22 protein-coding genes are annotated in these 26,825 nt (G+C 66.0%); 9 read left to right on the top strand and 13 right to left on the bottom strand.

Going from position 1 to position 26,825, the window contains the following annotated elements:
* Positions 1–2: 2 nt before the first annotated feature.
* Together ACS7SF_RS08015 and ACS7SF_RS08010 are read right to left on the bottom strand one after the other, a co-directional pair.
* Entirely contained in the window at positions 3–1,076 is a 1,074-nt protein-coding gene (locus tag ACS7SF_RS08015) for a DUF2993 domain-containing protein (protein ID WP_439892433.1), read from the bottom strand.
* Positions 1,073–2,182 carry a hypothetical protein gene (locus tag ACS7SF_RS08010; RefSeq protein WP_439892432.1) on the bottom strand — a complete coding sequence of 370 codons (1,110 nt, stop codon included), beginning with the start codon at positions 2,180–2,182 and terminating at the stop codon, positions 1,073–1,075. The genes ACS7SF_RS08015 and ACS7SF_RS08010 overlap by 4 nt, the downstream gene beginning before the upstream one ends.
* 377 nt (positions 2,183–2,559) lie before the next feature.
* On the opposite strand from ACS7SF_RS08010, the gene ACS7SF_RS08005 reads away from it, so the two are divergent.
* Positions 2,560–3,369 carry a MerR family transcriptional regulator gene (locus ACS7SF_RS08005; protein WP_439892431.1) on the top strand — a complete coding sequence of 270 codons (810 nt, stop codon included), beginning with the start codon at positions 2,560–2,562 and terminating at the stop codon, positions 3,367–3,369.
* Positions 3,370–3,460: 91 nt separating this feature from the next.
* On the opposite strand, the gene ACS7SF_RS08000 is transcribed toward ACS7SF_RS08005, so the two are convergent.
* The 6 genes from ACS7SF_RS08000 to ACS7SF_RS07975 form a co-directional block, all read right to left on the bottom strand.
* The gene (locus tag ACS7SF_RS08000) at positions 3,461–4,357 is read right to left on the bottom strand and encodes a metal-dependent hydrolase (RefSeq protein ID WP_439892430.1); all 897 of its coding nucleotides are present in this window, start codon (positions 4,355–4,357) and stop codon (positions 3,461–3,463) included.
* A complete protein-coding gene (locus tag ACS7SF_RS07995; RefSeq protein WP_439892429.1) occupies positions 4,354–5,394 on the bottom strand; it encodes an alpha/beta fold hydrolase in 1,041 nt (346 codons plus the stop codon). Before ACS7SF_RS07995 ends, ACS7SF_RS08000 begins: the two co-directional genes overlap by 4 nt.
* 10 nt (positions 5,395–5,404) lie before the next feature.
* Entirely contained in the window at positions 5,405–6,295 is an 891-nt protein-coding gene (locus ACS7SF_RS07990; protein ID WP_439892428.1) for an SDR family NAD(P)-dependent oxidoreductase, read from the bottom strand.
* A gap of 306 nt (positions 6,296–6,601) precedes the next feature.
* On the bottom strand, positions 6,602–8,209 hold the full coding sequence (locus ACS7SF_RS07985) for a flavin-containing monooxygenase (protein WP_439892427.1): 1,608 nt from the start codon (positions 8,207–8,209) through the stop codon (positions 6,602–6,604).
* Between the two features lie 149 nt (positions 8,210–8,358).
* Positions 8,359–12,711, bottom strand: a complete 4,353-nt coding sequence (locus tag ACS7SF_RS07980; protein WP_439892426.1) for an ATP-binding protein — start codon at positions 12,709–12,711, stop codon at positions 8,359–8,361.
* Between the two features lie 4 nt (positions 12,712–12,715).
* The gene (locus tag ACS7SF_RS07975; protein WP_439892425.1) at positions 12,716–13,384 is read right to left on the bottom strand and encodes a response regulator; all 669 of its coding nucleotides are present in this window, start codon (positions 13,382–13,384) and stop codon (positions 12,716–12,718) included.
* A 230-nt stretch (positions 13,385–13,614) separates the two neighbouring features.
* Here ACS7SF_RS07975 and ACS7SF_RS07970 point away from each other — a divergent pair, with 230 nt between their 5' ends.
* Positions 13,615–14,763: a cation diffusion facilitator family transporter gene (locus tag ACS7SF_RS07970; protein ID WP_439892424.1), complete on the top strand. Its 1,149-nt coding sequence runs from the start codon at positions 13,615–13,617 to the stop codon at positions 14,761–14,763.
* Positions 14,764–14,773: 10 nt separating this feature from the next.
* On the opposite strand, the gene ACS7SF_RS07965 is transcribed toward ACS7SF_RS07970, so the two are convergent.
* Positions 14,774–15,982: a hypothetical protein gene (locus tag ACS7SF_RS07965; RefSeq protein ID WP_439892423.1), complete on the bottom strand. Its 1,209-nt coding sequence runs from the start codon at positions 15,980–15,982 to the stop codon at positions 14,774–14,776.
* A 265-nt stretch (positions 15,983–16,247) separates the two neighbouring features.
* On the opposite strand from ACS7SF_RS07965, the gene ACS7SF_RS07960 reads away from it, so the two are divergent.
* The 4 genes from ACS7SF_RS07960 to ACS7SF_RS07945 all read left to right on the top strand — a co-directional run bounded on the left by ACS7SF_RS07960 (position 16,248) and on the right by ACS7SF_RS07945 (position 17,929).
* Positions 16,248–16,457, top strand: coding sequence for a hypothetical protein (locus tag ACS7SF_RS07960; RefSeq protein WP_366171005.1), 210 nt, complete (start codon positions 16,248–16,250; stop codon positions 16,455–16,457).
* A 57-nt stretch (positions 16,458–16,514) separates the two neighbouring features.
* A complete protein-coding gene (locus tag ACS7SF_RS07955) occupies positions 16,515–16,742 on the top strand; it encodes a hypothetical protein (RefSeq protein WP_439892422.1) in 228 nt (75 codons plus the stop codon).
* Between the two features lie 350 nt (positions 16,743–17,092).
* Positions 17,093–17,515 (top strand): hypothetical protein, encoded by a 423-nt coding sequence (locus ACS7SF_RS07950; protein WP_426395548.1) that lies wholly within the window; start codon positions 17,093–17,095, stop codon positions 17,513–17,515.
* Positions 17,516–17,554: 39 nt separating this feature from the next.
* Positions 17,555–17,929, top strand: a complete 375-nt coding sequence (locus ACS7SF_RS07945; RefSeq protein ID WP_439892421.1) for a hypothetical protein — start codon at positions 17,555–17,557, stop codon at positions 17,927–17,929.
* A gap of 42 nt (positions 17,930–17,971) precedes the next feature.
* Here the strand turns inward: ACS7SF_RS07945 and ACS7SF_RS07940 are convergent, their stop codons facing one another.
* Entirely contained in the window at positions 17,972–18,688 is a 717-nt protein-coding gene (locus tag ACS7SF_RS07940; protein ID WP_439892420.1) for a glutathione S-transferase, read from the bottom strand.
* Between the two features lie 124 nt (positions 18,689–18,812).
* Here ACS7SF_RS07940 and ACS7SF_RS07935 point away from each other — a divergent pair, with 124 nt between their 5' ends.
* Both ACS7SF_RS07935 and ACS7SF_RS07930 read left to right on the top strand, forming a co-directional pair.
* The gene (locus ACS7SF_RS07935; protein ID WP_439892419.1) at positions 18,813–20,063 is read left to right on the top strand and encodes an MFS transporter; all 1,251 of its coding nucleotides are present in this window, start codon (positions 18,813–18,815) and stop codon (positions 20,061–20,063) included.
* 115 nt (positions 20,064–20,178) lie between these two features.
* Entirely contained in the window at positions 20,179–22,443 is a 2,265-nt protein-coding gene (locus tag ACS7SF_RS07930; RefSeq protein WP_439892418.1) for a mechanosensitive ion channel family protein, read from the top strand.
* 281 nt (positions 22,444–22,724) lie between these two features.
* Here ACS7SF_RS07930 and ACS7SF_RS07925 read toward each other — a convergent pair whose 3' ends face one another.
* Positions 22,725–23,774, bottom strand: coding sequence for a porin (locus ACS7SF_RS07925; RefSeq protein WP_439892417.1), 1,050 nt, complete (start codon positions 23,772–23,774; stop codon positions 22,725–22,727).
* Between the two features lie 265 nt (positions 23,775–24,039).
* On the opposite strand from ACS7SF_RS07925, the gene ACS7SF_RS07920 reads away from it, so the two are divergent.
* Positions 24,040–24,903: a MurR/RpiR family transcriptional regulator gene (locus ACS7SF_RS07920; protein ID WP_439892416.1), complete on the top strand. Its 864-nt coding sequence runs from the start codon at positions 24,040–24,042 to the stop codon at positions 24,901–24,903.
* Positions 24,904–24,955: 52 nt separating this feature from the next.
* Here the strand turns inward: ACS7SF_RS07920 and ACS7SF_RS07915 are convergent, their stop codons facing one another.
* Together ACS7SF_RS07915 and ACS7SF_RS07910 are read right to left on the bottom strand one after the other, a co-directional pair.
* Positions 24,956–25,708, bottom strand: a complete 753-nt coding sequence (locus ACS7SF_RS07915) for a PepSY-associated TM helix domain-containing protein (protein WP_439892415.1) — start codon at positions 25,706–25,708, stop codon at positions 24,956–24,958.
* A 92-nt stretch (positions 25,709–25,800) separates the two neighbouring features.
* Positions 25,801–26,691 (bottom strand): helix-turn-helix domain-containing protein, encoded by an 891-nt coding sequence (locus ACS7SF_RS07910; protein WP_439892414.1) that lies wholly within the window; start codon positions 26,689–26,691, stop codon positions 25,801–25,803.
* Positions 26,692–26,825 lie beyond the last annotated feature (134 nt).

Genomic DNA, 26,825 nt, shown 5'->3' with positions numbered 1-26,825 from the left:
CGTCATTGCACGGCGGCGGCCGGGGCCAAGTCCACGCGTAGCGTGCCGTCGGCATCCATGCGCGTGGTGCCGCGCGCGGCGGCTTCACGGTAGTGGTAGAGGTCGAAACGCAGCGGCCCTTTCGTCGATGTGTCCGTCACGAGCACGCGGCTGTTGGTGACCAGCACGTTGTACATCTTCAGATCGCCGGACTGGATCCAGATGCGGCTGGCGGCAGTGGTCGGGGCAGGTGCACACGCAGCCGGCGCGGGGCCGAAACCGAGCACCAGCCCATCGGGCGTCACGCGCGCCGTCTTCATCTGGCCGATCAGGCGCGGCGGCGGGAACACCGTGTATTGATCCAGCACCATGTCGTTGCCTGCGAGCTTGGCGCCAGGGCGATCCAGCGGCGCGAGCTGCGAGAGCTGGAGCCCCATCGCCTTGAGCAGCGCAAGCGTCTGGATGCCCATGACGCGCGCCTCGGTGGGGGTGTAGACGAGGTAGCGCGATTCCTTGAGTTGTAGCGTGCCGCGCATGCCGAACGGCAGCCACACGCCGGGAAAATGGTCGCGCAGCTTGAGCCCGCCCGACACATCGAGCACGCCGTCGCCCGGCGTGAGCGACAGCGCATCGAGGGAGCGCGGCGAGTAGTCCAGCAGATACGTGTTAAAGAGCGCATCCAGCGAATCCTTCGGTACGGTGACTTCTCCGCCGAGAATGCGGATGTCGAACTGGCCGGGGTCGTCCATGTTGACGGCTTGGCCTGGCGTATGCGGCACGAGCTGCGCCGTGAGCTGGTGAACGTGGAAGCCGATGCTGCCGGTGATGCGGAAATCCACATCGCGCATCTGCACCACGGGCGGGGCGGTGCCGGAGTTGCGCGGCGTGGCGGCATCGCTGGCGCTGGCGGCACCGGAGCTTGGGTCGCAGCGCTGCGTCCACTGCTGGCGGGCGGTGCTCCACGCCTTGCGCTGGGCACCGGCCATCGGCGGTTCTGCGGCGCGGGATAGCGCACTGGCCATGATGCCAGCCAACCCCAGCGCCACCATCGCGAGGCGAAGCGCGAACACGGCAAATGCGAGGGCGGGGGCGATCATGGCGCGGTCCTCTTGGCGAGTTGCACGGTGGGCTTGGCAGTCTTCGCCGCAGTTAGCGTGTCGAACGACGGCATCAGCACGCGGATCCCCCCATCCGGCGAGAAGCGCAACGACCCCGCCACGAGCTGATCCCGATAGCGATACAGGTTGAACACGAACGGCTTCGCTGGATCGGCGACGACGATATCGATGCGCGCATTCATCGGCATCGAGCGCAGGAAGCGGATATCGCCTCCGCGGAAGAGGATGTACGGGCGCTGCGCATCAGCGGCATTGGCCAGCGGCGGCATCTGCGGCTGGCCATCGCCGATCTGCATGAACAGCCCATCGCGTGTGACGCGGATGGCGGAGAGCTTTAAATCCAGCGCGGGCGGCGGAAACAGCTTGGGCACCTGCATGACGATTTCGCTGCCATTGAGCTGCACCGACGGTGTGGACACCGGCAGCAAATCCGCCAACTCGATATGCGCAGCGCCCATCAGCGCACCGGCGTTCTGGCCTTGCACCTTGACCACGTTCGGGCGAAACACGATGGTCTGCGGATCGCGCAGCACCAGCGGGCCGCGCAGCTCGATCGGCACCCACGCGCCGCGCCGACGCATCTCGGCGTGCATATCGAGCGTGCCATCGTCGAGCGAGAAGCTGAAGTTGCGCAGCGGCGGATCGCTGCTCGGACCCCGCGCAAACACCACGGTATTGAACAGCGCCGCCATGCTCTCAGCCGTCACGCGCACGTTGCCGCTCACCGGTTGCAGCGTGTACGACGACACATCATCCAGCCACACCGGATCGCCCGGCGCACGCGGCACCATGCGCAACGCCAACTGATCGATCACGAAGCCGACGCCGCCGTCAAAGCGAAAGTCGACATGCCGCAGATACGAGATCGCATCAGGCTGCCCCGAATCGCGCAACGTAACCGGCCGCACCTCGCGCGTAGCGAGAGCACCAGCCTGAAACGGCGCCCGCGCCTGCGCACGGGCGTCTTCTAGCTGTTTGGCTTTCTCCGCCTCGATGCCGCCATGGTTGTCCCCCGCACTGGCACAGCTCTGCAGCAACAACGCCGCCATCAACGTACCAGCAGCGCGAAGCCAGGGAGTTCGCACACGCACGCCGATGGTGTGGCCGTACCCTGCCCTAGATGGCGCCTTGAATTTTTGTAAGCGGGCGGAAACAAGACGGGGAACTGTCTGAGCGCAGCGAGTTTTCCCCGTCTCCGCCCGGTTACGAAAATTCAAGGGGAAGTCGCCATCTCGGGCGCGCCTTTCTTTGCTTACCTTTCTTTGGCAAGACAAAGAAAGTAAGTCGGCCCCGCCAGGGGACGAAACCCTGGTCCTGTGACGAGCCCGAGCCCCAGCCCGCACGCAAGCCAAAATCGATTCCCACATCGACGTGTCTCCTCGTCGTGAGTACCGGAACGGTTCCGGCAAGTGGCGCGGTCATCTCGGTCAGCCCGACTGCCGCGCTCGTGTAAAATTTTTTCATGCCCGCCCGCAAACCAACCGGCGACGCCGGTCCGCCTGCCGCTCCATCCGCCCGTGAGTTCACCATCGACGAACTCGCGCGCGCGGCCGACACCACCGTCCGCAACGTCCGCTCCTACCAAGACCGCGGCCTGATCGACCCGCCCGAGCGGCGCGGCCGCGTGGGCATCTACACGCAGGCACACCTCGGACGGCTCAAGCTCATCAATCACCTGCTGGCGCGCGGCTACACGCTCGCCAACATCCAGGAACTGCTCAAGGCCATCGTCGAAGGCCACGACCTGCGCTCCATCCTCGGGCTCGAATCCGCCATCGCCAGCCCGTGGTCGGATGAATCGCCCAAGCACTATTCGTTGCTGGCGCTGGCCAAGCTGTTCGGCAAATCCATGTCGCGTCAGGCGCTGGCGCGGGCCATTTCGCTCGGCCTGCTCGAACCCGATGGCCTCGGCTATCTGGCGCGCAGCCCGAAGGCATTGCTGGCTGGCGCGCAGATGGCCAAGGCCGGTTTCCCGCTCGTCGAAGTGCTCGATATCATCGAGCGTGCCCGGCCGCATACGCAGGCGGTGGCCGATGATCTCGTCTCCATGGTCGTACGCGAACTCGACAAGTACGGCAGCGACCTGCCGCCGGTCGAAGACGTGCCGCGTCTGGTCGACGTGATCTGGCGCATCCGCCCGCTGGCACTGGTGGCGGTCGAGGCTGAACTGATGCGTGCGCTCGAAACTGCCGCCAACAAATACCTGGGCGACCGCGTAGCGCAAGTCATCGAGCACCTGCACGAGCCACCAAGCTCGCCGGACAAGGGTTAGTGTCTCCGGCGCGCCCATGCGTGGGGCGCGCTTTCTCTATTTCTAGTTTGATCCTGATGCGGCTGGTGCTGCAGGCGTTTTGAATGCCTGCTCAGGATCCGGCTGCACCTGCGGTCGACAGCTTGCGGCGGATCGACGGCGACGGCGCTTCGCCATTGGCGGCGGCGTACGCTTCGATCTCCGAGATCAGCTTGGGCAAGCGTTCCAGTGCGGCGCGGTTGTCCTCATCCCACGGATGGAACGACGGCCGGAAGAAATCGAAGAACTCCGGAATGATCTTGCGCAGCGGCGCCGGGTAGATCCACAGGTAGTGGAACACCTTGCCCAGCCCCAGGAATTTGCGCTTGCAGGTGCGGTCCGCAAAGATCAGCCGCATGTGCACGTAGAACACCATCGACCAGAACAGCACCGTGGTGCTCAGCATCACGGACGTGCGCAGGATGTAGCTGCGCAGGCCCGGTTTGACGGCGAGGTTCCACACGTCGTAGCTGACCGCCTTGTGCTCGGTCTCTTCCATCGCATGCCACATCCAGACCTGGCGATAGCCGGGTTGCGAGTTGCGGCCCAGGCCGTCTTCATGGGCGAGGACCTGACCGGCCAGCATGGCCGTGTAGTGCTCCAGCGCGACCGTTACGGCCAGCTGGTGCTTCTTGGGCGTGTACTTGCGCAGCACGTTGAGGAACTTGCCGACAAAGCGGTCGATGCGCGAAGCGGGGAGGCCGGCGCGGTCGAGCAGATCGTTGTACAGCACGTGTTCGCGCGTGTGCATGGCTTCCTGGCCGATGAAGCCGGCCACGGCCTGCTTGAGTTCGGGATCGGTCACCAGATGGCGGTAGTTGCGCACGCTGTCCATGAAGAAGCGCTCACCGGTCGGGAAGAAGATCGACAGCGCGTTCAGGAAGTGGGTGACGTGGTGGCCTCGCTCGTGCCAGTTGCTGATGCGATCAGCCGGCAGGTGAGGATGCACGTCGCGGCGGACTGGCATCATGGGCTGTTCTCCTGGAATGTGGTTTCTGTGGCGCGCGCTGTGGCAGGCGTTGTGGCGCGCCCTTGATCGAGGAATGCGCAGAGGTCAGTGCCCACGCGCACGGGGTCTTCCTCCATCGGGATATGGCCGAGCGCCGGATACATGCGCAGCGTGGCGCCGGGAATGCGGCGGGCAAATTCACCAGCATGCGCGGGCGGGATCCATCGGTCGCGCTGGCCCCACACAATGAGCGTGGGCACTCGGATCGAGGCCAGCCCGCTGGTATCGACATCGTCAAAGCGGAACTTCGGCACCATCTTGCCGATGGCCTGGCGTGCCCCTTCGGCGTAGAAGAAATCGGTGTAGCGGCGCAGCGTGGGTTCGGACACGCGCGACGGGTCGCCGTACACATCCCGCGTGGCGGCGCGGATGATGCCCTCGGGCAGCATCCACGGCGACGTCAGCCGCACGCTCAGGTGATTGAACAGATCGATGTAGATCGGCAACTGCATCGGGAAGCCGGCCGAGTCGATCAGCACGAGCTTCTCCACACGGCCCGGGTGGCGCACCGCAAAGTCCCACGACACCATGCCGCCGAGCGAGTTGCCGATCAGCGTGAGCTTGGACAGGCCGAGCGAATCGACAAACGCGTCGATGAAGTCGCGGTACAGCGGCAGCTCCATCGTGCGCGGGCGGCCTTGCGCATCGCGCAGCGGCCCGGTGATGCCGAACGGCGGCAGGTCCAGCCGGATCACGCGATAGCGGCGCGTGAGTTGCGGCAGCACGCCATCCCACGTGTGCAGCGACGCGCCAAAGCCGTGGATCAGCAGCAGCGTGCCTTCTGCGTTGGCGGCGCCTTCATCGGTGTAATGCACGCGCGTGCCCATCAGCGGCAGGTAGCGCGATTGCGGCTTGGCGTAACGGGCGATCAGCACGTCGCGGCCGATGCTGCGCAGGCCGAGGCGGCCCGGGCGCAGCATGGCGCGTGCGACGTTCAGCAGGTTCGCGCGCGGGGGGCTGGCGAATTCGTGGAGTTCAGCGGTGGTGGCCGGGTTCATCGGTGGCCTCCTATTTGGCGCGGGCGGTGGCGGGCGCGGTGTCTTCGCGCAACGCCTTCTTGCGCGTACGGCGGGCTTCGCGCACGACCAGCGCTTGATACGCGGCAGGCAGCACGCGGGCCATCACGTCGGCGGCGTGGGCGTCGGGGCCGATCAGCACGCGGCGCTTGTTCTTGCGCACGCCATCGAGGATCACTTCGGCAGCCTTCTCGGCGGTGGTGATGAAGAACTTCTCGAACTCGGCTTTGCCTTGCTGTTCGTCGCGGACCAAGAAGCCGTTCATGCTCGGCGATACGCGGCTCGACTTCGCGATGTTGGTTTTGATGCCGCCGGGGTGCACGCACGTGGCGGAGACGCCGCAGTTCATCAAATCCAGTTCTTGGCGCAGGGCTTCGGTGTAGCCGCGCACGGCGTACTTGCTGGCGTTGTAAGCGCCCATGCCCGGCTGCGCGAAGATGCCGAAGATGCTCGACGTGTTGATGATGTGTCCATCGCCTGTGGCCTTGAGCAGCGGCAGGAACGCCTTGGTGCCATGTACGACGCCCCAGAAGTTGATGTTCATGATCCAGGCCAACTCGTCGTCGTCCATGCCTTCGATCGTGCTGGAGAGCGCCACGCCTGCGTTGTTGAAGATCAGGTTGACCTTGCCGTGAACAGCGTGCGCTTCTTCGGCCCAGCGGTAGACGGCGGCGCGGTCGGCTACATCGACGGCATGCGTGGTCACGCGGATGCGGTCGCCTTCATGTGCGCGTACCAGTTGCAGGGTCTGCGCGAGGGCGGCCTCGTTGCGATCGGCGAGCGCGAGGTGGCAGCCTTCGCGTGCCAACTGCAGTGCCAGTGCACGCCCCATGCCTGACGCGGCGCCGGTGATGGCGGCGACCTGGTTGTTGAATGACTTCATGGCGGGGTCTCCTGGTTTTCTTGCTTGTCTTGTATGGGCTGGTGGTGCATCCCTTGTTTCTCCCCCTGCCGGGGGCGACTCACTTTCTTTGTCTTGCCAAAGAAAGTAAGCAAAGAAAGGCGCGCCCGAGATGGCGACTTCCTCCTTGAATTTCTGTCGCAGGGAGGGAAGGGAGGCAAACTCGCTGCGCTCAAACAGGCCTCCCTTCTTTTTCCTCCCTGCAACAGAAATTCAAGGCGCCATCTAGGGCAGGGAACGGCCAAACCATCGGGGCGCTTGCGTTTGCGGCAATGCGTGGATGGGGTCTTAAGCACGATCTAGCGCTTCTTCGTTGGGGGTGTTCTGGGTGGGGGCGGGCACCGTGCGTGCAGGCACGCGCGCTGGCCCAATCTTGGGCACGGGCATCGGGCGCGTGCGGTAATCGGCCAGGCGGAAATGCGCGGTGGCTCGGCGGAACTGCCACGTGAATCCAGGCCAGAGCGTGGTGTTCTTGCCGGTCTTCGGATCGAGGTACCAGCTCGCGCAGCCGCCGGCCGACCAGATCGCGTTCGACAGCCGCTTCTGGATGCCGTCGTTGAAGCGGCGTTGTACGTCAAGGCGCACGTCGATGGTCGCCACGTTGTGTGTGCGCATCGACTTGAGCGCATCGATGATGTACGCCACCTGCGACTCGATCATGTACACCATCGACGAGTGGCCGAGCCCCGTGTTCGGGCCCACCACCATGAAGAAATTCGGGAAGCCCGACACCGTGGTGCCCAGATAGGCCTCGGCACCGCGCTTGTTCCAGGCATCGACAATGTCCACGCCCTGGCTGCCGAGCAGCACGCCGCGCGGGAACGGGTCGGTGGCGTGGAAGCCCGTGCCGAAGATCAGGCAATCGACTTCGCGCCGCGTGCCGTCGGTGGTGACGATGGCGTTGGGCTCCACGCGCGCGATGCCGGTGGTGATGACGTCGACGTTCTCGCGCGTGAGCGCCGGGTAGTAGTCGTTCGAGATCAGGATGCGCTTGCAGCCGATGGTGTAGTCGGGCGTGACCTTCTCGCGCAGCACCGGATCGGCAATGCGGCGCTTGATGTGGCTGCGCGCCATGCGCTCCACGGCCTTCATCAGCTTGGGATGCACCACGAAGCCGAGCACGCGCGATTCGAGCATCCAATAGATGCTGGTGCGCATCAGCTTTTGCGTGAAGGGCAGATGGCGGAACAGCCAGTGCTCCAGGCGCGAAACCTTGCGGTCGGGCTTGGGCAGGATCCACGGCGGGGTGCGTTGGTACAGATCAACGCGGCCGGCCTTGGGCGCGATCTGTGGGACGAACTGGATGGCCGAGGCGCCCGTGCCGATCACGGCGACGCGTTTGCCGCACAGGTCGTAGTCGTGTTCCCACAGCTGCGAGTGGAAGGCCTTGCCCTGGAAGGTTTCGATGCCGGGAATGTTCGGCCACGACGGGCGGCTCAGGCCACCCATGCCGGAGATGAGCACGCGGGCGCGGTAGCGGCGGCCGTCGGCCATGTCCAGGTTCCACACGCCGGCGGCATCGTCGAAAGCCGCGCGGGCCAGCTCATGATGGAAGCGCACATGCTGGCGCACGCCAAACTCGTCGGTACAGCGCTCCAGATACGCGCGGATTTCCGGCTGCGGCGAGTACATGCGCGACCAGTCGGGGTTCGGCGCGAACGAAAACGAGTACAGGTGCGATTGCACATCGCACGCGCAGCCCGGGTAATGGTTGTCGCGCCACGTGCCGCCCACCGAGCCGGCCTTCTCGAAGACGAGGAAGTTGTCGAGGCCGTGCTGCTTGAGCTGGATCGCCATGCCCAGGCCGGCAAAGCCCGTGCCGATGATGGCGACATCGATCAGGGCTGGGGCCTCGATGCTTGGGTCGGGGCGATGGAATTCAGACCGTGCGTTCACGTGGCGTCTCCGTGGGCACCACATGATGGGCGCCTCTTAATGTGACATTGATCGATGTCATCGTAGGAGGCGCCGCACGAGCGAGTCAATCGCCCGATTGGAGTTGAACTTCTAGAAGCGGCGTATGCACCGCTTGAAACGGATTTCCCTTACGAATCCGCGACTTGCGTGCGGTGCACGGCGCTCTCGCACGTCGTTTTGAGGGCGCCCAGCAGCTGCCTGATGTGTGCGAGGAGACGGACGACTTGGGCACCGGTAGCGCGGATGTCGCTGTCCGTACCGCCGTGGATGGCATGGCGGAAGGCTTCCGTTTCGGCATCCACAGCGGCGCTGCGCAGCAACGCTAGGGCGCCGCTGGTTCGGTGTGTCCATTTGCGCAGGGCAGGGCGGTCGAGGCTGTCGAGCAGGGGGCGCAGCCGCTCGGCATCGTCGTCCAGCGAGGACAGGAAGACCTGCGCCAGGCTCGCAGCTGCCGGGCCCGTGCCTAGGGTACGGCGCAAGTCTTCGAGCGAGAGTGGGAAGGCGTTGTCGTCCGCTGCCGCGGCATCCGGGGCGGTGCCGGGCGGTGGCAGTGCGTTGGTCCACAGCGCAGACAAGGCTTCTTGCAGCGTGGCCAGGGTGGTCGGCTTGAGCAGGCAGGCGTCCATGCCGACTGCGCGGGCGCGGGCGTGTTCCTCGGCCAAGGTGGTGGCGGTGATGGCAACGATGGGCAAGCGGCGGCCCCCCACCTGCTCTTGCTGGCGAATCTGCTGAGCCAGGTCGAAGCCGTCCATGCGCGGCATGTGGCAGTCGGTGAGCAGGGCGTCGAAGCGGCCCTCGCGCAGGCGTTCGAGCGCGACGACGCCGTCTTCCGCCAGCGTGACGCGGTAGCCGAGCAACCGCAGTTGCTTGGCGATCAGTTCGCGGTTGATGGGGTGGTCTTCCGCCACCAGGATGTGCGCGCCGAGCGCTTCGCTGGCGGGCGCGGGTACCACGGGGCGCGCCGGCGCGCTCGGTGCCTGGGCGGTTTCCGGCCGCGGCAAGGCACGCTCGCAGGCGCGCACGAAGGCGTACCAGCTCAGCGGGTTGGTGCTCAACGCGGCGCCGCGCTCGGCGTAGCCCACTTCGCTGGTGATGTGGATGGCGCCGGGATGTTTGCGCGCGGCGGTGGTGAAGACCAGATCAGCATCCTCGCCCGATGCCGCACGCAACCCGGCCGCCATGGCGAACTGGGTGAGGCTGTGCCGGTCTGCCGCATCATCCACCACGATGGCGACACTGCGCCCCGCCAGCTGCGGCAGCGCATAACGCGCATGGATGATCGGTACAGGCAGCCGCAGCGTGATGGTCGTGCCCATGCCGGGCGCGCTGTCCATCGACAGCGTGCCGCCCATCAGGCCGGCGAGCTGGCGCGAGATGGCCAGACCCAGCCCGGTGCCGCCGTAGCGACGCGTCGTGGAGCGCTCGGCCTGCACGAACGGCGCGAACAGCGTCTTTTGCACATCAGATGCGATGCCGATGCCCGTATCGCTGACGTGTATCGCCAGGTGCGCCTTGTCGCCGTCGATAGCGCTGCATTCCGCCGTGACGCGCACGCTGCCGCGCTCGGTGAACTTGATCGCGTTGGAGAGCAGGTTGAACAGAATCTGCCGCACACGCACGCTGTCCACCGACACGATGGCCGGCACGTCGGCGGCCACGTCCACGCGCACCGCGAGCGACTTTTCATGCGCGCGACTGGCCAGCAACCCCACCGTGCCGTCGAACAGTTCCCGCAGATCGGTATCCACGGGGGAGATGTCCAGGCGCCCGGCTTCGATCTTCGCGTAGTCGAGGATGTCGTCGAGGATATGCAGCAGCGCTCGGCCCGAGTCCTGCACCAGCGACACCATCTGCTTCTGCTCGCCCTCCAGCCGCGTTTGCTGCAGGAGTTCAACCAGGCCCAGCACGCCGTTCATGGGCGTGCGGATTTCGTGGCTCATCATCGCCAGGAAACGGTCCTTGGCCAGCAGCGCCGATTCCGCTGCGTTCTTGGCCGCTTCCAGCGCGTCGGCCTGCTCACGCTCCACGGTAGCGTCGCTCAGGTAGCCATTCCAGACCGTGCGGCCGTCTGATGTGCGCTGCGGAATCGAACGCGCGTGCAGCCAGCGGATCGAGCCGTCGTCGCACAGATGCCGGAACTGCTGATCAAACGGCGTCAGTTGCGCGGCGGAGACGCGCACCGCTTCGAGCACGCGTTCGCGGTCGTCTTCGTAAATCAGCAGCTCGGGCGTGGAGAGATACGTCAACAGATCGTCGGGTTGCCCGCCCAGGGTTTCGTGCGCCTTGCCGGCCACGTACGTCATCCGACCCAGCGCTTGACCCGGAAGCAGCTCAAATTGATAGACCAGCGCCGGCAACGATTCGGTGACCTGGCGCAAGCGTTGCTCCAGGCGTTCGGCGCGCGACTGCGCTTCGCGGATCTCGCTGATGTCGACCAGCGATGCCACCGTGCCAGCCGGTTGCCCATCGGGCAGATGGAACGGCTCGATCCAGTACAGCACGTTGCGTGCTTGCCCGTCGGGCGTGACGATGTGCAGTTCTTCGCGCGTGCTTTCGCTCAGGTCCACCGCGTGCTGGTTGATCTCCGACAGGTGCGCGACGTTCTCTGCCGAAAACAGCCCCAGCTCTTGCGGCGTACGGCCCAGCAGCGACTTGCGCGACAGGCCGAACATATTGCAGAACGCGGCGTTCACGGCCATGTAGCGGTGCTCGGCATCCTTGGCGACCAGCGGAAACGGCACCGCTTCCATCAGTGCACGCTGAAAACTCAACTGCTGCGCCAGGGTTTGTTCCGCCAGCCGCCGCTGATGGTTTTCGCGACGCAGCTGCATCTGCTTGATGAACAGCGCCACCAGCGCCACCAGCACCAGCGCCGCTGCAGGCCCGAACTTGGTGAGCACCGCCGAAGCCGTCGGCCCCAACTGATAGCTGACCGACAGCCACTTGTTGCGGATGCTGACCTGCTCCCCTTCCGGCATGGCGAAGAGTGCCCGGTTGATGAGGGGCACCAACGCGGCATACTGCGCCGACACGCCCACGCCGATGCGCTCAACCGTATTGGCCGAACCCGTGACCTTCAACTCCCCCGGAAAGTGATGACGAATCAGCGCGTCGGCCACCGGCAGGTTGGTGATGGTGAAGTCGGCGTCTCCGCGTGCCACCATGGCCAGCGCTTCGTTGACCGAAATGGCCGACAGGATGCGGATCTTGGGCACGTTCTGGTGCAGCAGGCTGGTGAGGGATTCGCTCGTCGCCAGCGCCACCGTCTTGCCGGAAAGCTCGGATAACGACGCCACCGTGATCGCATCGCTGCGCCCTACGATCACCATTGGCGTGGCATCGATCGGTTGACTGAGTGTGAAACCGGGTGGCCGCGAATCCTGATCGGACATCCCGAGCAGGATGTCGAGTTCACCACTGCGGGCCTTTGCAAGTGCGTCGGACCAGTCGTGCACGTTCACGCGCTCGAAGTGCAGGCCGAGCGTGCGCGAAAGATAGCTCTGGTACTCCGGCAGGATGCCGAGCACCTCGCCGCGCACCCCATTGAAGGTGTACGGCATGTAGTCGGGGTCGGCGGCATAGCGCAGCGGAGGCAGCGATGCCAGCATGGCGCGCTCTTTGGCGGAGAGCTGCAGACCGACGCTGCTCGCGCCACCTTGCGTGATCCAGCGCGCGCGCAGTTCACTCATGGCGGCGTCGGACAATTGCGCGAGGTGTCGATCGAGATAGCGGATGAGCATGGCGCGATCGCGTGGTGCGGCAAAGTGCAGCGCGTTGACCTGCTGGTTCACCAGTTGCACGATCGAGAGGCGCACATAGCGCGGCTGCGCCAGCAACTCGCGTGTGGGGTAGGTCACGCCCACGTAGGCATCCGCGGTGTCCTGCAGCACCGCGTCCAGTGCATCGGCGGCTGTGGGAAAGCTGACCAGGTGAATGGTGGGGTACTGGTGCGCCAGTTCTTCTTCGAGCGAGGAGCCTTGCTCCACCGCGATGCGCGTGCCTGAGGCAAACGGGTTCTGGGCTACCCGTGCGTTGTCGCTGCGCGCGACCACCGCAGTGGGGCGCTCGAGGTAAGGCGCGGAATATTCAAGGCAGCGCTCGTATTGCGAGCGCGGCGCCACGCTCATCACGATGTCGACGTCGCCCCGGCAAGCGGCCTTGAGCAGTTCATCACGGCGCGTGAACACACGCGGCACGATACGCACCTGGTCTTGCGGAATCAGATGCCTGAGCAGATCGCCCGAGAAGCCGCTGAGCCGGTCGGCTTCCACGCCTTCGAGCGGCATCATCGCGTCGCCGATCACGCCAACGGTCAGCTGGGTCGGCAGCGATGTCATGCGCTGGACGGTGCTCGCGGCGTCCTCCGCATCGGCGTTGCGCGTGCCGCCCAGCCAGGCCAGGATCGCCACGCAGACTAGCAAGCCTGCGCCGATGCCGATGCGCAGGCGGACCCGGGTGGAGAGCTTGGCGCGCGCTTTCATTGCGTCAGACCTCGCTATGGCCGAGCAGCCCGTGCCGCACCGCAAAGTCGAACAGTGCGGCTTCGGTATCGAGCTTGAGCTTGCGCATGGCGGCCTGCTTTTGCGCGCTGATGGTCTTGACGCTGCGGTTGAGCTGCACGGCAATCTCGCTGACCGTCTTGCCCGTCACATACATGCGCAGGACTTCGAGCTCGCGCTTGCCGAGCAGGCGGATGGGGTCGTCTTCGTCGGGCTCGGGCACTTCGATGCGGCGGATCAGCTTGGCGTCGAGCTGAGGTGACAGATAGATGCGGTTGTTCAGCGCCGCCTGCACGCCCTCGAGAATGTGTTCCGGCTCGTCCGACTTGCTGACGATGACCTTGACTCCCGCACGCAGGATGTTGCTCATCAGCGCGCGCGTCTCGAGCATGGTCAGGACCATGACGCGCAGGTCAGGGTGGCGGCGCATGAGGAATTCGAGCATGACGATGCCGTCGCCGTAGCGGCTGCCGGGCATGGCGTAGTCGGTGATGGCGATGTCGCAGCGCACGCGGCCAAGCAGGGCGAGGAGTTCGTCGGCGTCGCCCGCCTCGCCCACCACTTCAAAGCCGTCGACCGCGGAGACGAGGTGACGCACGGCGGCCACCACACCGGGGTGATCATCCGCAATGACGAGTTGAATGGGGGGCTGCATGTCGACGGGTCTCCGGAAGCGCGTAACGTGCGGCAACCTGTTTGCCGCATTGCTGAGAATCGCCGATGCCGCAAGCGTCGAAAATCGGAAAAGTCTTATTAATAGGGGGGTATCTGCGCTCTTCTGGTGCAAATTTGTCCAAACATGTTGCCTCTGTCGTGCCGCGTCCGAAATCGGAACCGACATGACCGCGTGGCACAATGCTGGCGATTTCCTGCGTGCCCATCTCCATGACATCCCATCAGCCCATCGCTTCTTCCGTCGCCACGCGCCAGCAGAGCGCCGAGCGCTCCACGCTTGTGAGCGCGGGCGTCAATTGCGTGCTGTCCGTGGGGCAGATCGCGGCGGGGGTGTGGTCGCATTCGCAGGGTCTGGTGGCCGACGGGCTGCATACGCTGTCGGACTTGATTGCCGATGGCATCGTCTTCATCGCCAACCGCAACAGCCACAAGGGGCCGGATGAAGACCACCAGTACGGCCACGCGCGCTATGAGAACGCCGCATCGCTCGGGCTCGGGCTGCTGCTGATCGGCGCAGGCGCCGGCATGATCTGGGCCGCGGTGGAAAGCCTGCGCTCACCGCAGGGGCCGACGCCGGTGCACGGCCTGGCACTGGTGGTGGCGCTGATCGCGCTGGTGGCCAAGGAAGGCCTGTTCCGCTACATGCTGGCGGTGGCCAAGCGCATCGGCTCGCGCATGCTGATCGCCAATGCATGGCATGCGCGTTCGGACGCGATTTCATCGTTGGTGGCGGCCGTGGGTGTGGCCGGCAACCTGATGGGCTATCACTGGCTGGACCCCGTAGCCGCCTGCGTGGTGGGCGCGATGATCGGCCGGGTGGGGCTGCGCTTCGGCTGGGAGGCGCTCAACGATTTGATGGACCGCGCGCTGCCGCCGTCGCAGGTGCAGGCCATTCGCGCGAGCCTGGCGGGCACGCCGGGTGTGATCAGCGTGCATGACCTGCGCACGCGCGTCACGGGCGACCAAGCCCTCGTCGATGCGCATATCGAAGTGGACCCGCGTGTGTCCGTGAGCGAAGGCCACGCGATTGCCGTGCGTGCCCGCGCCAACGCGCTCGCCGCGCACACCGCGATGGCGGTGCTCGATGTGCAGATCCACGTAGACCCGAGCGAGCGTATCGCGACCGACCCGCTACCGCTGCCCGACCGCGATGCGCTGGTGGCCGTGCTCACCCCGCTGCTGCCGATCGGCACGCCGCTGGATGCGCGCCACTGCGTGCTGCATTACGTGGATGGCGTGGTCGAGATGGACCTGATCGTGCCGGCCGCGCTGGCCGCAGAACCTGCGCGTATTACCGACGCCATCCACGCGAAGTGGAATGGCCTGGTGCGCTTGCGCGTGCTGGCTTCGGGCACGTGAACTCCCCGCGCTAACGGCATTGGTCCGCCGCGTTGGCCGGCTGGGCTTTCTCGGGGTCGAAGCGTAGCGGTTCCAACCCTTTTTCCGTGAGCGAGAGCCAGTCGAGCGCGCCCGACGTGCGCAGCAGGCCGACGCTGCCCACTGGGCGCCAGTGCACCGGTTTCCCCTCGGTGTTAATCAACGTGCCGGACAGCGTGAGGGAGTCCGGGCCCGCCTGCAGTTGCAGCAGGCGGCCATCCGCGGCGGGCGTGTAGGCCGTGCGCTGGTTGACGGCGATACCGGCCTCGCGCACGGTGGCCGGCATGCACGGAATGGACGCGCGCACGTTGCCCGCACTGTCGATCAGATCGGCAAAGCCGTTGCCCTTTGCTACACCCACCAGCAGAAAGCGCTCCACCGCCGGCAGCCACGCCACGCTGTAGGTGTAGTACTGCAGATGCTTGTGCAGGACCTGCTCGCCGGTGACACGGCCGCTCGCCGGGTCCAAGATGGCGATCTTCAGGTTGGCCTCCGTCTGCCCCGGCACGAACTGCTGCCAGACGAGCAGCGCTTGCGTGGCACCACCTGCCACGAGTGGCCACCACTCGCGGCGTTCATGCGCCACGTTGACACTGCGCAGCAGCTTGCCGCGCCCGTCATAGACCTTCACGTAGACGCCGTTGCCGCTGCCCAGGTTGTCGACCCCGCCGCCGTTGACCCAGCCATCGGAATAGAACACCACGAAGCGATCGCCCACGGCCGTGATGTGGCCGGAGTGCCCGCCCGATTCCACCTGCTGCGGATACGGCTTGATGGGCCGCAGCGCCGCGTCGTAGATGCCATAGCGCTGCGTGACGTTTTCCGGCGCATTCCAGCCATCTTCAAACGACACCATCACCTGGCCCGCGCGGTTGCGCGCCACCGTCACCGGCTCCTGCGCCTCGGGCTTCTGGATGAAGATGCGCGGGGTATCCAGCGTGCCGGTGTCCGCATGCCATTGCGCGACATACACATCGTGCGGCCAGCTGCCGCTGCGGTCGGCGCCGCGCGGCGGCAGGCCCGAGGCACTGAAGAACACGTTGAACGTGTTGACGGCCGTGGCGGGCACCGCACTGATGCCGTGCATGTACTGGCGCGGGTCAGGGCCGCCCGCCGTGGCGATGGCCGGCGCGGCCAGCGTGTAGGCGACTGCACAGGCCAGTGTCAGAAAGGGTGGGCGCAGGAAGGACGATCGGGCCACGCAATGCTCCATCTTGGTGTCAGTTCCGGAACCGATTGGGCCACACGCACGCGCTGAAGTTGCTGCGCGAATGGGGGAGCCCGTTTGGTGGAGGCCAGGGAACGGGCCCTGGAGGTTTACCCCTCCTCGACGCAATCAAGTTTCGGTGCGGTGTGCCGTTCTCCATCAGCAAGAGCGGAAGCCATTCCGCCGAACCCCTTCCCAGCACGGCCAGAGCGGGCACAAGCCTGCCGACCCTCCGTGCCCGACCCAGACCGATAACAACATGAACCAGCGACTCGACGCCCGATGGCGCAGCGAAGTGACGGAGGCTCTACGTACCGTGGAGGCGCAGTTCGGTGTGGCACCGCAAAGCCTGCCACGCGACGCACTGCTCGCCGCCCTGACGGATGCCATCTGGGCCCAGCGCGCCGCCTATGCGCGGGTGCGCCAGACGCTGGTGGTGTCGCCGGAGCTGGCTGACGAATCCATGTAAGGCGCGATGTGGTGTGCGAGCACCCGTGCCGCGCCGATGTTTTTTGAAGGTGATGTGATGCGGTACTGCGGTTCGCTCGATCTGGAACATCTGCTGCACCAGCCGTTTGCCGAACTCGGCCGGCTCGTGCGTGATCAAGCCACGGGGCAGGCCCTGCCGCCCGTTGAAGTGGCCGCGCGCGCGGTGTTGCTGCGCGCCGCCGGCTACGAAGTGATGCCGATGTGCGCGCATCACGACCCACGCGGCTTCTGCCTGGGCCACGCAGACGAGATCATCGGGATGTAAGCGCCGCGCCTACGACGCGCAATTCACCTGCGCGCAGGGCAGCGCACACACCGTTGCGTAGGCGCATCACACGTCGGAAAACGATGCTCGCCGCGTGAGGTCTTCAGCACCCGTAAAGCGTTGACTGGCGCACCTTTCCGGGCGATTCGTTGCCAAAAAGCAAACGGTAAAAATGACTTACATTCCCGTGCTTTTTCGGCCCATGGTTCTGGTGCATCCTGAACCAAGATAGGTCGTACGGAAGGCCTGTCGCGCGATGTTGGAGCGGATGTCAGACCGGACGTTGAAAGCGAGTTGGGCGAATCAAGCGAATCGGCGGCGAGTGCACACCTGGGGTCAGGGGAAAGAACATGAAAACGCAATATCTCAGCAAACAAGAAATCTACGATGGCGCGGTTCGCCATCTGTTCGACCAGGGCGGCGCTGCCATCCTGCCGCGTGGCGGTGCGGCGTACCACGGCCAGGGCGGCCGCTGCTGCCCCATCGGCAACCTGATCGGCGTGCGTGACTACACCACGTCGATGGAAAGCGTGCCGGTGCGCTACATCCTCAAGCCCGCCAACGAGATCCCGCGCTACATGGATGCCGGCGTCATCGCGCTGCGCCGTGCACTCAAGAAAGCCCGCATCGACGTGGACGACCAGGACACCGTTGAGCTGCTCTCCAAGCTGCAGAACGCGCACGACGTATTCGGCACGTGGGAGTGGAAGGAGCGTCTGCACTCGATCGCCCGCCAGTTCGGCCTGAACGGCGCGGTTGTCGATACGTTCTAAGCCGCTGATTGAACAGATCACCAACGATAAGGTGACGCTATGGAAGGGAAGGGGACGTTCCTCGCCATCGAGGACATTTTTGACCGCGTGCGCACGCACCTGCTAGCGCAGCACTGCCGCTCCGAAGACGCCGATGGCGAGCCGCGTTATCGCGGGCTGGACAACCGCCGCTGCGGTGTCGGCATTCTGATCAACGATGCGTGTTACAGCGCAGACATCGAGCGCCTGGGCGTCAGCCTGCTGCGCGTGCCCGGCGACGATGCGCTGGCGCGTGCGCTGCGCTGCTCCGGCGTGAATGTCGATGATGACCGCGTGGTCGAGTTGCTGATCGACCTGCAGGACATCCACGACCTGGCGGCCATCGACAGCTGGCCGACCGCGCTGGAAGACATCCGGCGGCGGTTCCCCGCCTGAAGTGTCCGCAGCCCACCCAGACCCGGCCTTGCGCCGGGTTTGTCATTTCAGCGCATCCAGTTCCGGATAGTGGCGGAAGATGCCCATGGTGTTGAACGGAATACGGCGCGGCGACTGCAGATACGCGGCGATGTTCGGCAGCGCGGCCACGCGATCGTGCAACGCGGCCAAGTGGGGAAGCTCGCGCTCGTAACGCTGCATGTGATACGGAAACGCATAGCGCAGCCCGGCCACGATCTGGAACAGCGACAAGTCCACATACGTCAGCGCATTGCGCACCGCCCACGTGGGGCCAGCGGGGTTGCGATCGAGCACGCGCTCAAAGTAGCGCAGGAACTTGGGTGCACGGTGCGCGAGGAAATCCTGTGTGCGCCGTTTGGCCTCGGCCAACTGGTCTTCGTAATAGTCGCCCGAGGCAATGGGGTGGTGCGTATCGTGAATCTCCACCACGAAGTCGGCAATCGTGAGTTGCAGGCCATGCGTCCACAGACCGCCGGCTTCGTCGTGCGGCGCCAGGCCGTAATGCTGGCCGAGGTAGAGCAGGATGTTGGCCGTCTGCGGAATCACCAATGTGCCGACCACCAGAAACGGCGGGGCGAACGGTGGCGTGGTGATGCCCGCATCGTCGAGAAACGCTTCGATGGCGGCAGCATCCTCGCGGCCGAGGTCGATGTAGGGCACGGCGGCCTGTTCCAACGCGAGGCGGACGAACTCGCCGCGACCTTGGATTTCGGGCCAGTAGTAGAGCGTGGTCTGCATGATGGGTGGGCAAGGGCGGATGCGTAGGGCGACGCAAGACCGATGCCGCGCGGGGCTCCGCAGCGGGCACGGCGGCTGCGAACGATAATAGGCGGCCTCCCTCGAACCTCCAGCCGTGAACGCTGTGTCCACTTCCGTATCCGCTGCCTCCATTGAACCTGCCGACCCTGCACACTGGTTGGTGCGCGGCTCTCCCGGGTATCTGCGCGCCAATCTGGCGCTGTTTGCGGCCGGCTTTTCCACCTTCTCGCTGCTGTATTGCGTGCAGCCGTTGATGCCGCTGCTGGCGCACGACTTTGGCCTCACGCCTGCGCAGACGAGTCTGGTGCTGTCGGTGTCCACGCTGCTGCTGGCCTTTGCGATTCTGTTTGCGGGGCTGCTGTCGGAGTCGATCCATCGCAAGACGCTGATGGGCGTGTCGCTGGTGTTGTCGTCAGCGCTCACGCTGGCGGCGGCCGTGCTGCCGGGCTGGCATGGGCTGCTGGTCACGCGGGCGTTGCTGGGCATCGTGCTGGGTGGGGTGCCGGCTGTGGCGATGGCGTATCTGGCCGAAGAGGTGCATCCACAGGGCTTGGGATTGGCGATGGGCCTGTATATCGGCGGCACGGCGTTCGGCGGGATGGCGGGGCGAGTGCTGACCGGCGCCGTGGCCGACCACCTTGGCTGGCGCGCGGCCATTGGCGTGACGGGCGCGCTGGGCTTGCTGGCGGCGTTGGCTTTCCTGTGGCTGCTTCCGCCGTCGCGCCGCTTTGTGCCGCGCAAGGGCGTGGCGCTGGGCGATCTGTTCGACACGCTGGGCGCGCATCTGCGCGAGCCGGGCTTGCGGGCGGTCTTCGCCATGGGCTTCTTGCTGATGGGCGGCTTCGTCACCGTCTACAACTACGCCAGCTTTCATCTGCTCGATGCGCCGTACGCGCTCAGCCAGACGGCGGTGGGCGGCATCTTCATGGTGTATCTGGTCGGCATTGGCGCCTCCGCGTGGTTCGGGCGACTGGCCGATCGCCACGGCCGGGGCCGCATGCTGCTGCTGGGCACGGCGTTGATGTCGACGGGGGTGCTGTTGACCCTGGCCACGCCACTGGCGCTGGTGATTGGCGGCATTGCGTTGCTCACCTTCGGGTTCTTTGGCGCGCATGCGGTGGCCAGCGGCTGGGTCGGGCGTCGCGCGCAGCGGGCCAAGGGACAAGCCGCGGCGCTGTATCTGCTGGCGTACTACCTGGGCTCCAGCCTGGTCGGCACCACGGGCGGCAAGCTCTATGCACCGTGGGGCTGGCCCGGCGTGGTGGCGCTGGTGATAGCGTGCATGGTGTGCGCGCTGGGTACGGCGGCCTGGCTGTGGCGCCGCGCGCCGCTGCCTGCGGGCACCAAGCGCTGAGGTCGGCCGCTGCGCGAAATCGCCCCTACGGAAATTCGCCACCCACGGGAATTCGCCCCCCACGGGAATTCGCGTATTGTGCCGTGATCGCTTTTTGCACGATCGCTTTCCCGTCATGCGTACTCGTTCCTTCTTCTGGATGCGGCGGCTGTGGCCGGTTGCGTGGTTCCTGCTGACGCTGGGCATCGCCCATCTGGCGGAGGCCGCGCCGGTGTCGTTTGCCAAACTGGCCGGGCTGCCGTCGTCCACTGCCAGCGCATCGGCGCCCGCCGCCACGCCCGCGCAGACGCGTCAATCGCTCGACGCCGTCATCACGTTGCTCGACAACGATCAGCAACGCGCCGCGCTCGTCACCGAACTCAAGCAGCTGCGCGATGGTGTGGCCGCGCAGCAAACCGCGCAAGCCGAGCAGGCGCCCGGTTTGCTCGGCGCGGTGGCGTCGCTGATCGAGCACGGTTCTGTCGAAGCCGATGTGGAAGCCGGTGCACCACGCTACTGGCTGCGTCGCCTGGATGCCGCCATCGACAACGCCAGCCTGCTCACCGCGCCGGGCAAACGCATGCCGCTGGCCACCGACTTTGCGAGCACCGTCGCCATCTGGGCCGCGATTGCCGGTGGGCTGCTCGGCCTGGGCTGGCTGCTCCGGCGCGTGTTCGGCCTCAAGGCCGGGCTCGGACCCCATCCGACCACACGTGCGCTCTTTATCGATGCGCTGCGCAAGATCGGCCCGTGGGCCGTGTCATTTGCGGTGATCATGCGCGTCTCGCACGACGCCACGCCCGGCTTTGTGCTGGCGCTGGTGCTGGCCTACGCCATCGTGTGGGGGGCGATCATCACCGCGGCGGTGGCGATGCTGTTCTCGTTGTTTGCCGGCAGCGCGCACCGACGTGTGGCGGTGGAGTACCTGCTCAAGCACGGCATGTGGCCGATCTTCCTGACTGCCACGCTCGGCGCGTGCGGCGATGCGCTGCTGGACCCGCGTGTTGCGCTGGTGCTTGGCGGTTCGCTCAGCCTGTTGCTCTCTACGGTGTGCAACGCGGTCTCGTCGGTGATGCTGGCGGTGGGCGCGCTGTGGGCGCGTCGCCCGGTCGGCCAGTTGATTGCCAATCGGCCGCTGGAGACGCGTCAGGGTGAGCATGCCGGCAACCAGGTCCGCCATGTGATTGCCGCGTTGTGGCCGGTGCCCGTGCTGGTATTGGCGGGCGTGACGGTGCTGGCCACATTGACCATGCCCGACAACGTCGACGTGGTCTCGCGCCGTGCAGTGATGACCTCACTGCTGCTGGTGGCGGCGCTCTTTCTGACGGCGGTGGTGCGGCCGCGCAAGAGCTGGCGTCGGCATTTGCGACTCGCGCGCAGCTCGCCGTACGTGGAGCGGCTTAAGCATTTCTTCACGGCGCTGGTGCAGCTCGGCATCTGGGTCGTCTTTGTCGAGCTGGTGCTGCGCGTGTGGGGACACACGCTGGTGGAGGTGACGCACAGCTCGGTCAACGGCAAGCGCATTGCCGATGCGCTGGTCGGCCTGATCGGCACCGTGTTTGCCACGTGGCTGGCGTGGATCCTGCTGGACACGGCGATCCTGCGGGCGTTGTCGCCGGCCTCGGCGCGCGCGCAGCCCAGCACGCGTGCGCTCACCATCCTGCCGCTGCTGCGCAATGGCCTGAAGGTGACGCTGGTGGTGACGGCCAGCATCGGCGTGCTTGCCAACCTGGGGGTGAATGTGACGCCGCTGGTGGCGGGCGCCGGGGTGGTCGGCCTGGCAGTGGGGTTTGGTGCGCAGTCGCTGGCGCAGGATCTGATTACCGGCATCTTCATCCTCATGGAAGACACCATCAGCGTGGGCGATACGGTGGATGTGGGGGTGGCGACCGGTACGGTGGTCAACCTGACCATCCGCACCGTGCGGCTGCGCGATGGCACGGGGGCGGTGCTGTCGATCCCGTTCAGCCAGATCAAGACGGTGCGGAACCTCTCGCGCGATTACTCGTTTGCTGATTTTGAAGTGCGCGTGGCGATGGATGCTGAGCCGCAGCGGGCGATCGATCTTGTGCGCAAGGCCGCCGACCAGATTGCTGGTGAGCCGCGCTTTGCGTACACGTTGCTTGGTGGCGCGGAGGTGTTTGGGCTGGATCGCTTTGAAGGCGGGGCGATGGTGGTCAAGGGGCGGTTCCGGACGCGGCCGCAGAAGCAGGCGGATGTGTTGCGGGCGTTCAATGTGGTGTTGAAGGACGCGTTTGATCAGGCCCACGTGCCGCTGGCGACGCCGGGGACGGTGTTGCGGACTTCTCCGGCGTTTGAAGAGTGGATGACGCGGGTTTCGCCGGGTGGGGAGAAGGTGCAGCCGGAATCTGGAAAACCGCCTAGCGCTGCGCCTGCTTAGGAGCGTTGGTGGTTTGCTGCTGTTTCGTCCCCTGCCGGGGCCGACTCACTTTCTCTGTCTTGCCAGAGAAAGTAAGCAAAGAGAGGCGCGCCCGAGATGGCGAAAGCCTCCTTGAATTTCTGTCGCAGAGAGGGGGAGGGGAAAACTCGCTGCGCTCAAACAGTTCCCCTTCCTTGTTCCTCTCTGCAACAGAAATTCAAGGCGCCATCTAGGGCAGGGTACGGCCACACCGTCTGAGCGCGGGTCTTTACGCCCAGTGTTGGGGTGGCCGTATTGCCGGGTCAGAACCCGTGGCGCATGCTGACCATGACGCCGGTCTGCGAGGACTTCGGTAGCGCTGCGGCCAGGACGGTGCCGGCGTCTTTCTGGTGGGTGTAGTCCAGGCCGACGTATAGCCAGGTGCGCTTGCTGACCACGTAATTCATGATCGCGTAGCCGGTGTAGCGCAGCCCGTCGGGATCGCGCTGGCGGGTGGCCATGCCCCCTACGACCAAGTTGTATTGGCTGCTGAAATCGTATTTCACGCCGCCGAGGATGAGATCGTTCTTGGTGGGAGTGCCGTCGCGGTAGTTGATGTAGCCGAGCATCAGCTTGGCGGGGCCGACTTGCACGCTGCCGCCGGTGGTCCACGTACGGGTGCCGACGGATTGCAGGTCTTTCTGCTGTTCCCACGCGCCGCCGAAGGTGAATGGGCCGTTGGCGTAGTTGAGCGACAGCGCGCCGTAGTTGCCCGCCGAGAACGCGCCGGCCTGTTCGCCCATGCCGACCATCACGCCGGGGCGCCAGCCGTTGAAATCGCCCACGTATTTGACTGCGTTGTCGATACGCACGCCGGTGGCGGTGACGTGCCAGGCCGTGGCGCCCAGGTTGCCGATGGAAAGCGCGTCGTATTGGCCAGCCGTGTTGAAGACGAGGTTCTCTTGCCGGCCGAACGTCAGGGCGCCGAAGCCGCCTTCCAGCCCGACGTACGCCTGACGCCCGAACAGGCGCGACGAAGCGGGCGTGGTGGGCTTGTAGCCACCCAGGCCCATGTCGTTCGTGGAGCCCACGCCGGTGTCCGGTGCGAAACCGCTGACGAGGTGGAACACCGCTTTCAGCCCGTTGCCGAGGTCTTCCGAGCCGCGCAGGCCGAAGCGGCTGCCGCTGTAGTAGCCGCCGGCCATCTCGGCCTTGCCGTGGCCGGCGGCGTCATTGTTGGTGCTGTAGCGCAGGCCGGTTTCCATCACGCCGTATAGCGTAACGCTCGATTGCGCGTGCGCCGCGCTGCAGGCAAGCAGTGCCGCCAGCGCAGCGGCTGACAGTGGAATGGAACGGATCGAAACGGTGGTCATGTGGCTCCCCTCTTGTCGTATTGGCCGGAATGGATTTCCGGAGTGGCTCGGGGGCCGACTCTCGATCAAGTTGTGCGTGTAAGGGTTGAAGTTACGCGTGCACCGGCAAAGCGCCGCACACGCCGCGCCGGACTGGGCGGCGCACGCGGTGGGTGCATCGCGCGTAAACCGCGCATTTACAGATTTTTGGGGGTTTTCCCTCGGCCGGCGTGGCAGGGGCGCGCCGCTACACTGGCGAACGCTCCTGACTGTCCTCCGTCGCCCCATGCCTTCGCCTTCCGTTCCCGTGCTCAACGCCTTGCGTGACAAGCTGTCCGCGCTCTCGCCGGCGCAGCAGGGGGTGGCGCGGCTGATCCTGGAGGCGCCGGAGCTGTCGCTGGAGCAGTCGGTGGAAACGCTGGCCGTGCGCGCGGGCGTGTCGATGCCGACCATCGTGCGGATGTGCCAGGCGCTCGGTTTCGAGGGCCTGCGCGAATTCAAGGCCACGCTGGCTGCGGAGTTGGCGCACGCGCAGCCGACCTTGCCGGGCCACGTCGGCCGGGCGGACCCGCCGGCGCTGGTGGCCAGCAAGGTCATCGACGGCGCCACGCGGGCGCTGGCCAAGCTGCGCGAATCCTTGTCGACTACGCAGGTGGACGCCGCCGCCGAGCGTATCGCCCGTGCGCGCCGGGTCGATTGCTATGCCGCCGGTGCCGCCTCGTCGTTCATGGCGAACGACATGCAGGCGCGGCTGATGCGGCTGGGGCTGGCGTCCAACGCCTACTTTGATGCGCACCTGCAGCTCGTCTCGGCAGCGATGCTCGGCGCGTCGGATGTGGTGGTGGCGTTCTCCCACGTGGGGCGCATGCCGTATCTGCTGGAGTCGATTGCCTATGCGGCGGAGCAGGGCGCTTGCGTCATCGCCATCACCCAGGCGGGCACGCCGCTGGCCGAACGCGCGCACGTCGCGCTCGCGGTGGATGTGCCCGAAGATGCGGTGATGCGCGTGGGCACCGAGGCCTACCTTGTGCACCTGACCGTCATCGAGATCTTGATGACGTGCGTGGCGCAGCGCCGCGACGAGATGGTGCGCGCGCGCATGCGGGCGATCCAGCGCCTGCTCACCGAGCGCAGCGTCGACCGGCCGTAAAACGCAGGCAAAAAAGGCGCCACGCGGGCGCCTTCTGCAGCAGATGCGGTGCTCAGAGCCGCGAGACCGCCAACCCGATCGCCAGCAAACTCCCCAGCCCGAAGATCGTCCAGCCGACCGTGCGGCGCTTGGTGGTCATCACCCACAGGCACAGGCCCGAGAGCGACAGGAAGATCAAACAGCCGGCCAGCGTATCCACCAGCAGAATCCACGGCACCGTCATGCCTGTGCCCTTGTGCAGATTCATCAGCGTGCCGAGGAAACCGTTGTCCGTTTGCCGGATCGACACCGAGCGGTTGCCGGCCCAGTACTCGGCCTGGATCTGCCGGGTGGCGCCGCCAAAGTTGAAGGTCCACTGCTCGGGCTGCATCAGGGGTTTGGCGCTGCCTGCCTCGCCTTTCTCGTTGCTCGTCTCGTCGCCCTTGGCCGGGCGCTCGGCCCACGCGACCGGTTTGGCTTTTTCCACGCGCACGCGGTTGGCGGGTTCCGACAGGCTCAATGCCTGCTGCAGCCAGGTGTTCATGGCTTCAGGCGTGGCGGGCAGCGGATCGGGCAGGGCGATCTGCGTGTTGGTGCGCTCCTGCGCCACGGGCAGCTTCAGCACCGCGCGATGGTTCAGCCAGATGCCCGACACGCCGAAGATCAGCCCCATCACCGCGCCCCACAACCCGAACCAGCCGTGCGTCTTGCGCAGCCACCGCACTGCTGTGGCACGGCGGTTGACCGGGTGCTGGGCAGGGGCTCGCGCAGGGCGAGCGGGTGTGGCGGGCTCGGCTGAACGTGGGGGCTGGGACAGGTCGGTCATGAAGCACAAGGCGGCGCGGGGGGCCGCAGGCTGAAGGGCAAATCGGCCGGCCAATATAAGTGAGAATGATTCTCGTTGCAACGCGGACTCCGTTACAACGTAATACGCTCCAGCGCACCCCGCGATGCCTCATCCGCCGGATAGAAGCACTCGATGCGCATCTCCTGTAGCCCCGCGTCGCGCGGGGTGCCCAGCGTGGTGAGCGTGGTGAACAGCGAGATCGTCACGCCATCGCGCTGCAGCGTGACGGGCAGCAGGGGCGGCGGATCGTCCGCGTCGTGCACGGGCGGGGTGGGCGCGGCGAATTCACTGGCGTCGAAGAGGGCTGGCTGCAGCGCGCGAATGTCGTGCAGCAATCGTTGCGTGGCGAGGTCGATGGTGTGCAGGGCCAGTTCCTGCCGTACGCGCCGGGCGAGGTAGCGGCCGACGGCGTCGCGGTTGACGATCGCCGGCCACAGCCCGGTCGGGTCGAACACCAGTTTCATCATATTGACGGCGCCCGGCGTTCCTTCGGCCCGGTCATCGCCGATGGCCCAGCGCATCAGGCGACGGTGGGCAGCATTGGCGTCGAGCACGTGCCAGAAGCGGTCGAGCACGATGGCCGGATAGGGTGCCTGCTTGTCGAGGATCAGCTTGACCGCGTGGCGGACCGCTTGCCGCATGGGGGACGCCTCGTCGGCCGGTGCGCTCAAGCCATGCTCTGAGTATGCGGGGGCAAAGCCGGCCGCCAGCAGCATCTGGTTGCGGTGGCGCAGCGGCACGCTCAGCTCCTCGGCCAACTGCAGGATCATGTTGCGGCTGGGCGCGGCGCGTGCCGACTCCAGAAAACTCACGTGCCGCTGCGACACGCCCGCCGCCAGCGCCAGGGCCAGTTGGCTGTAGCCGCGGCGCGTGCGCCAGAAGCGCAGCAATTGCGGGAAGCGAGATCGGGCGGCTTCGGGCGGCTCACCGGCCACCTGGGCGGTATCGGCTTCATCAAGCATGGGCAACTCGGCGGGTTGGGCGTGTCTTACGTCATCCATCGCATCATCGATTACGACATCTATTGAAGCAGAGCGAGGTAGGTGCGGCGATTACCTGTGGCGTTATTGTGAGCCTGCCGGCCGCCGCCAATACT

It is taken from the genome of Ralstonia sp. 25C (assembly GCF_051904805.1).
Lineage (GTDB): Bacteria > Pseudomonadota > Gammaproteobacteria > Burkholderiales > Burkholderiaceae > Ralstonia.
This window is presented reverse-complemented; position numbering and strand designations above follow the sequence as displayed.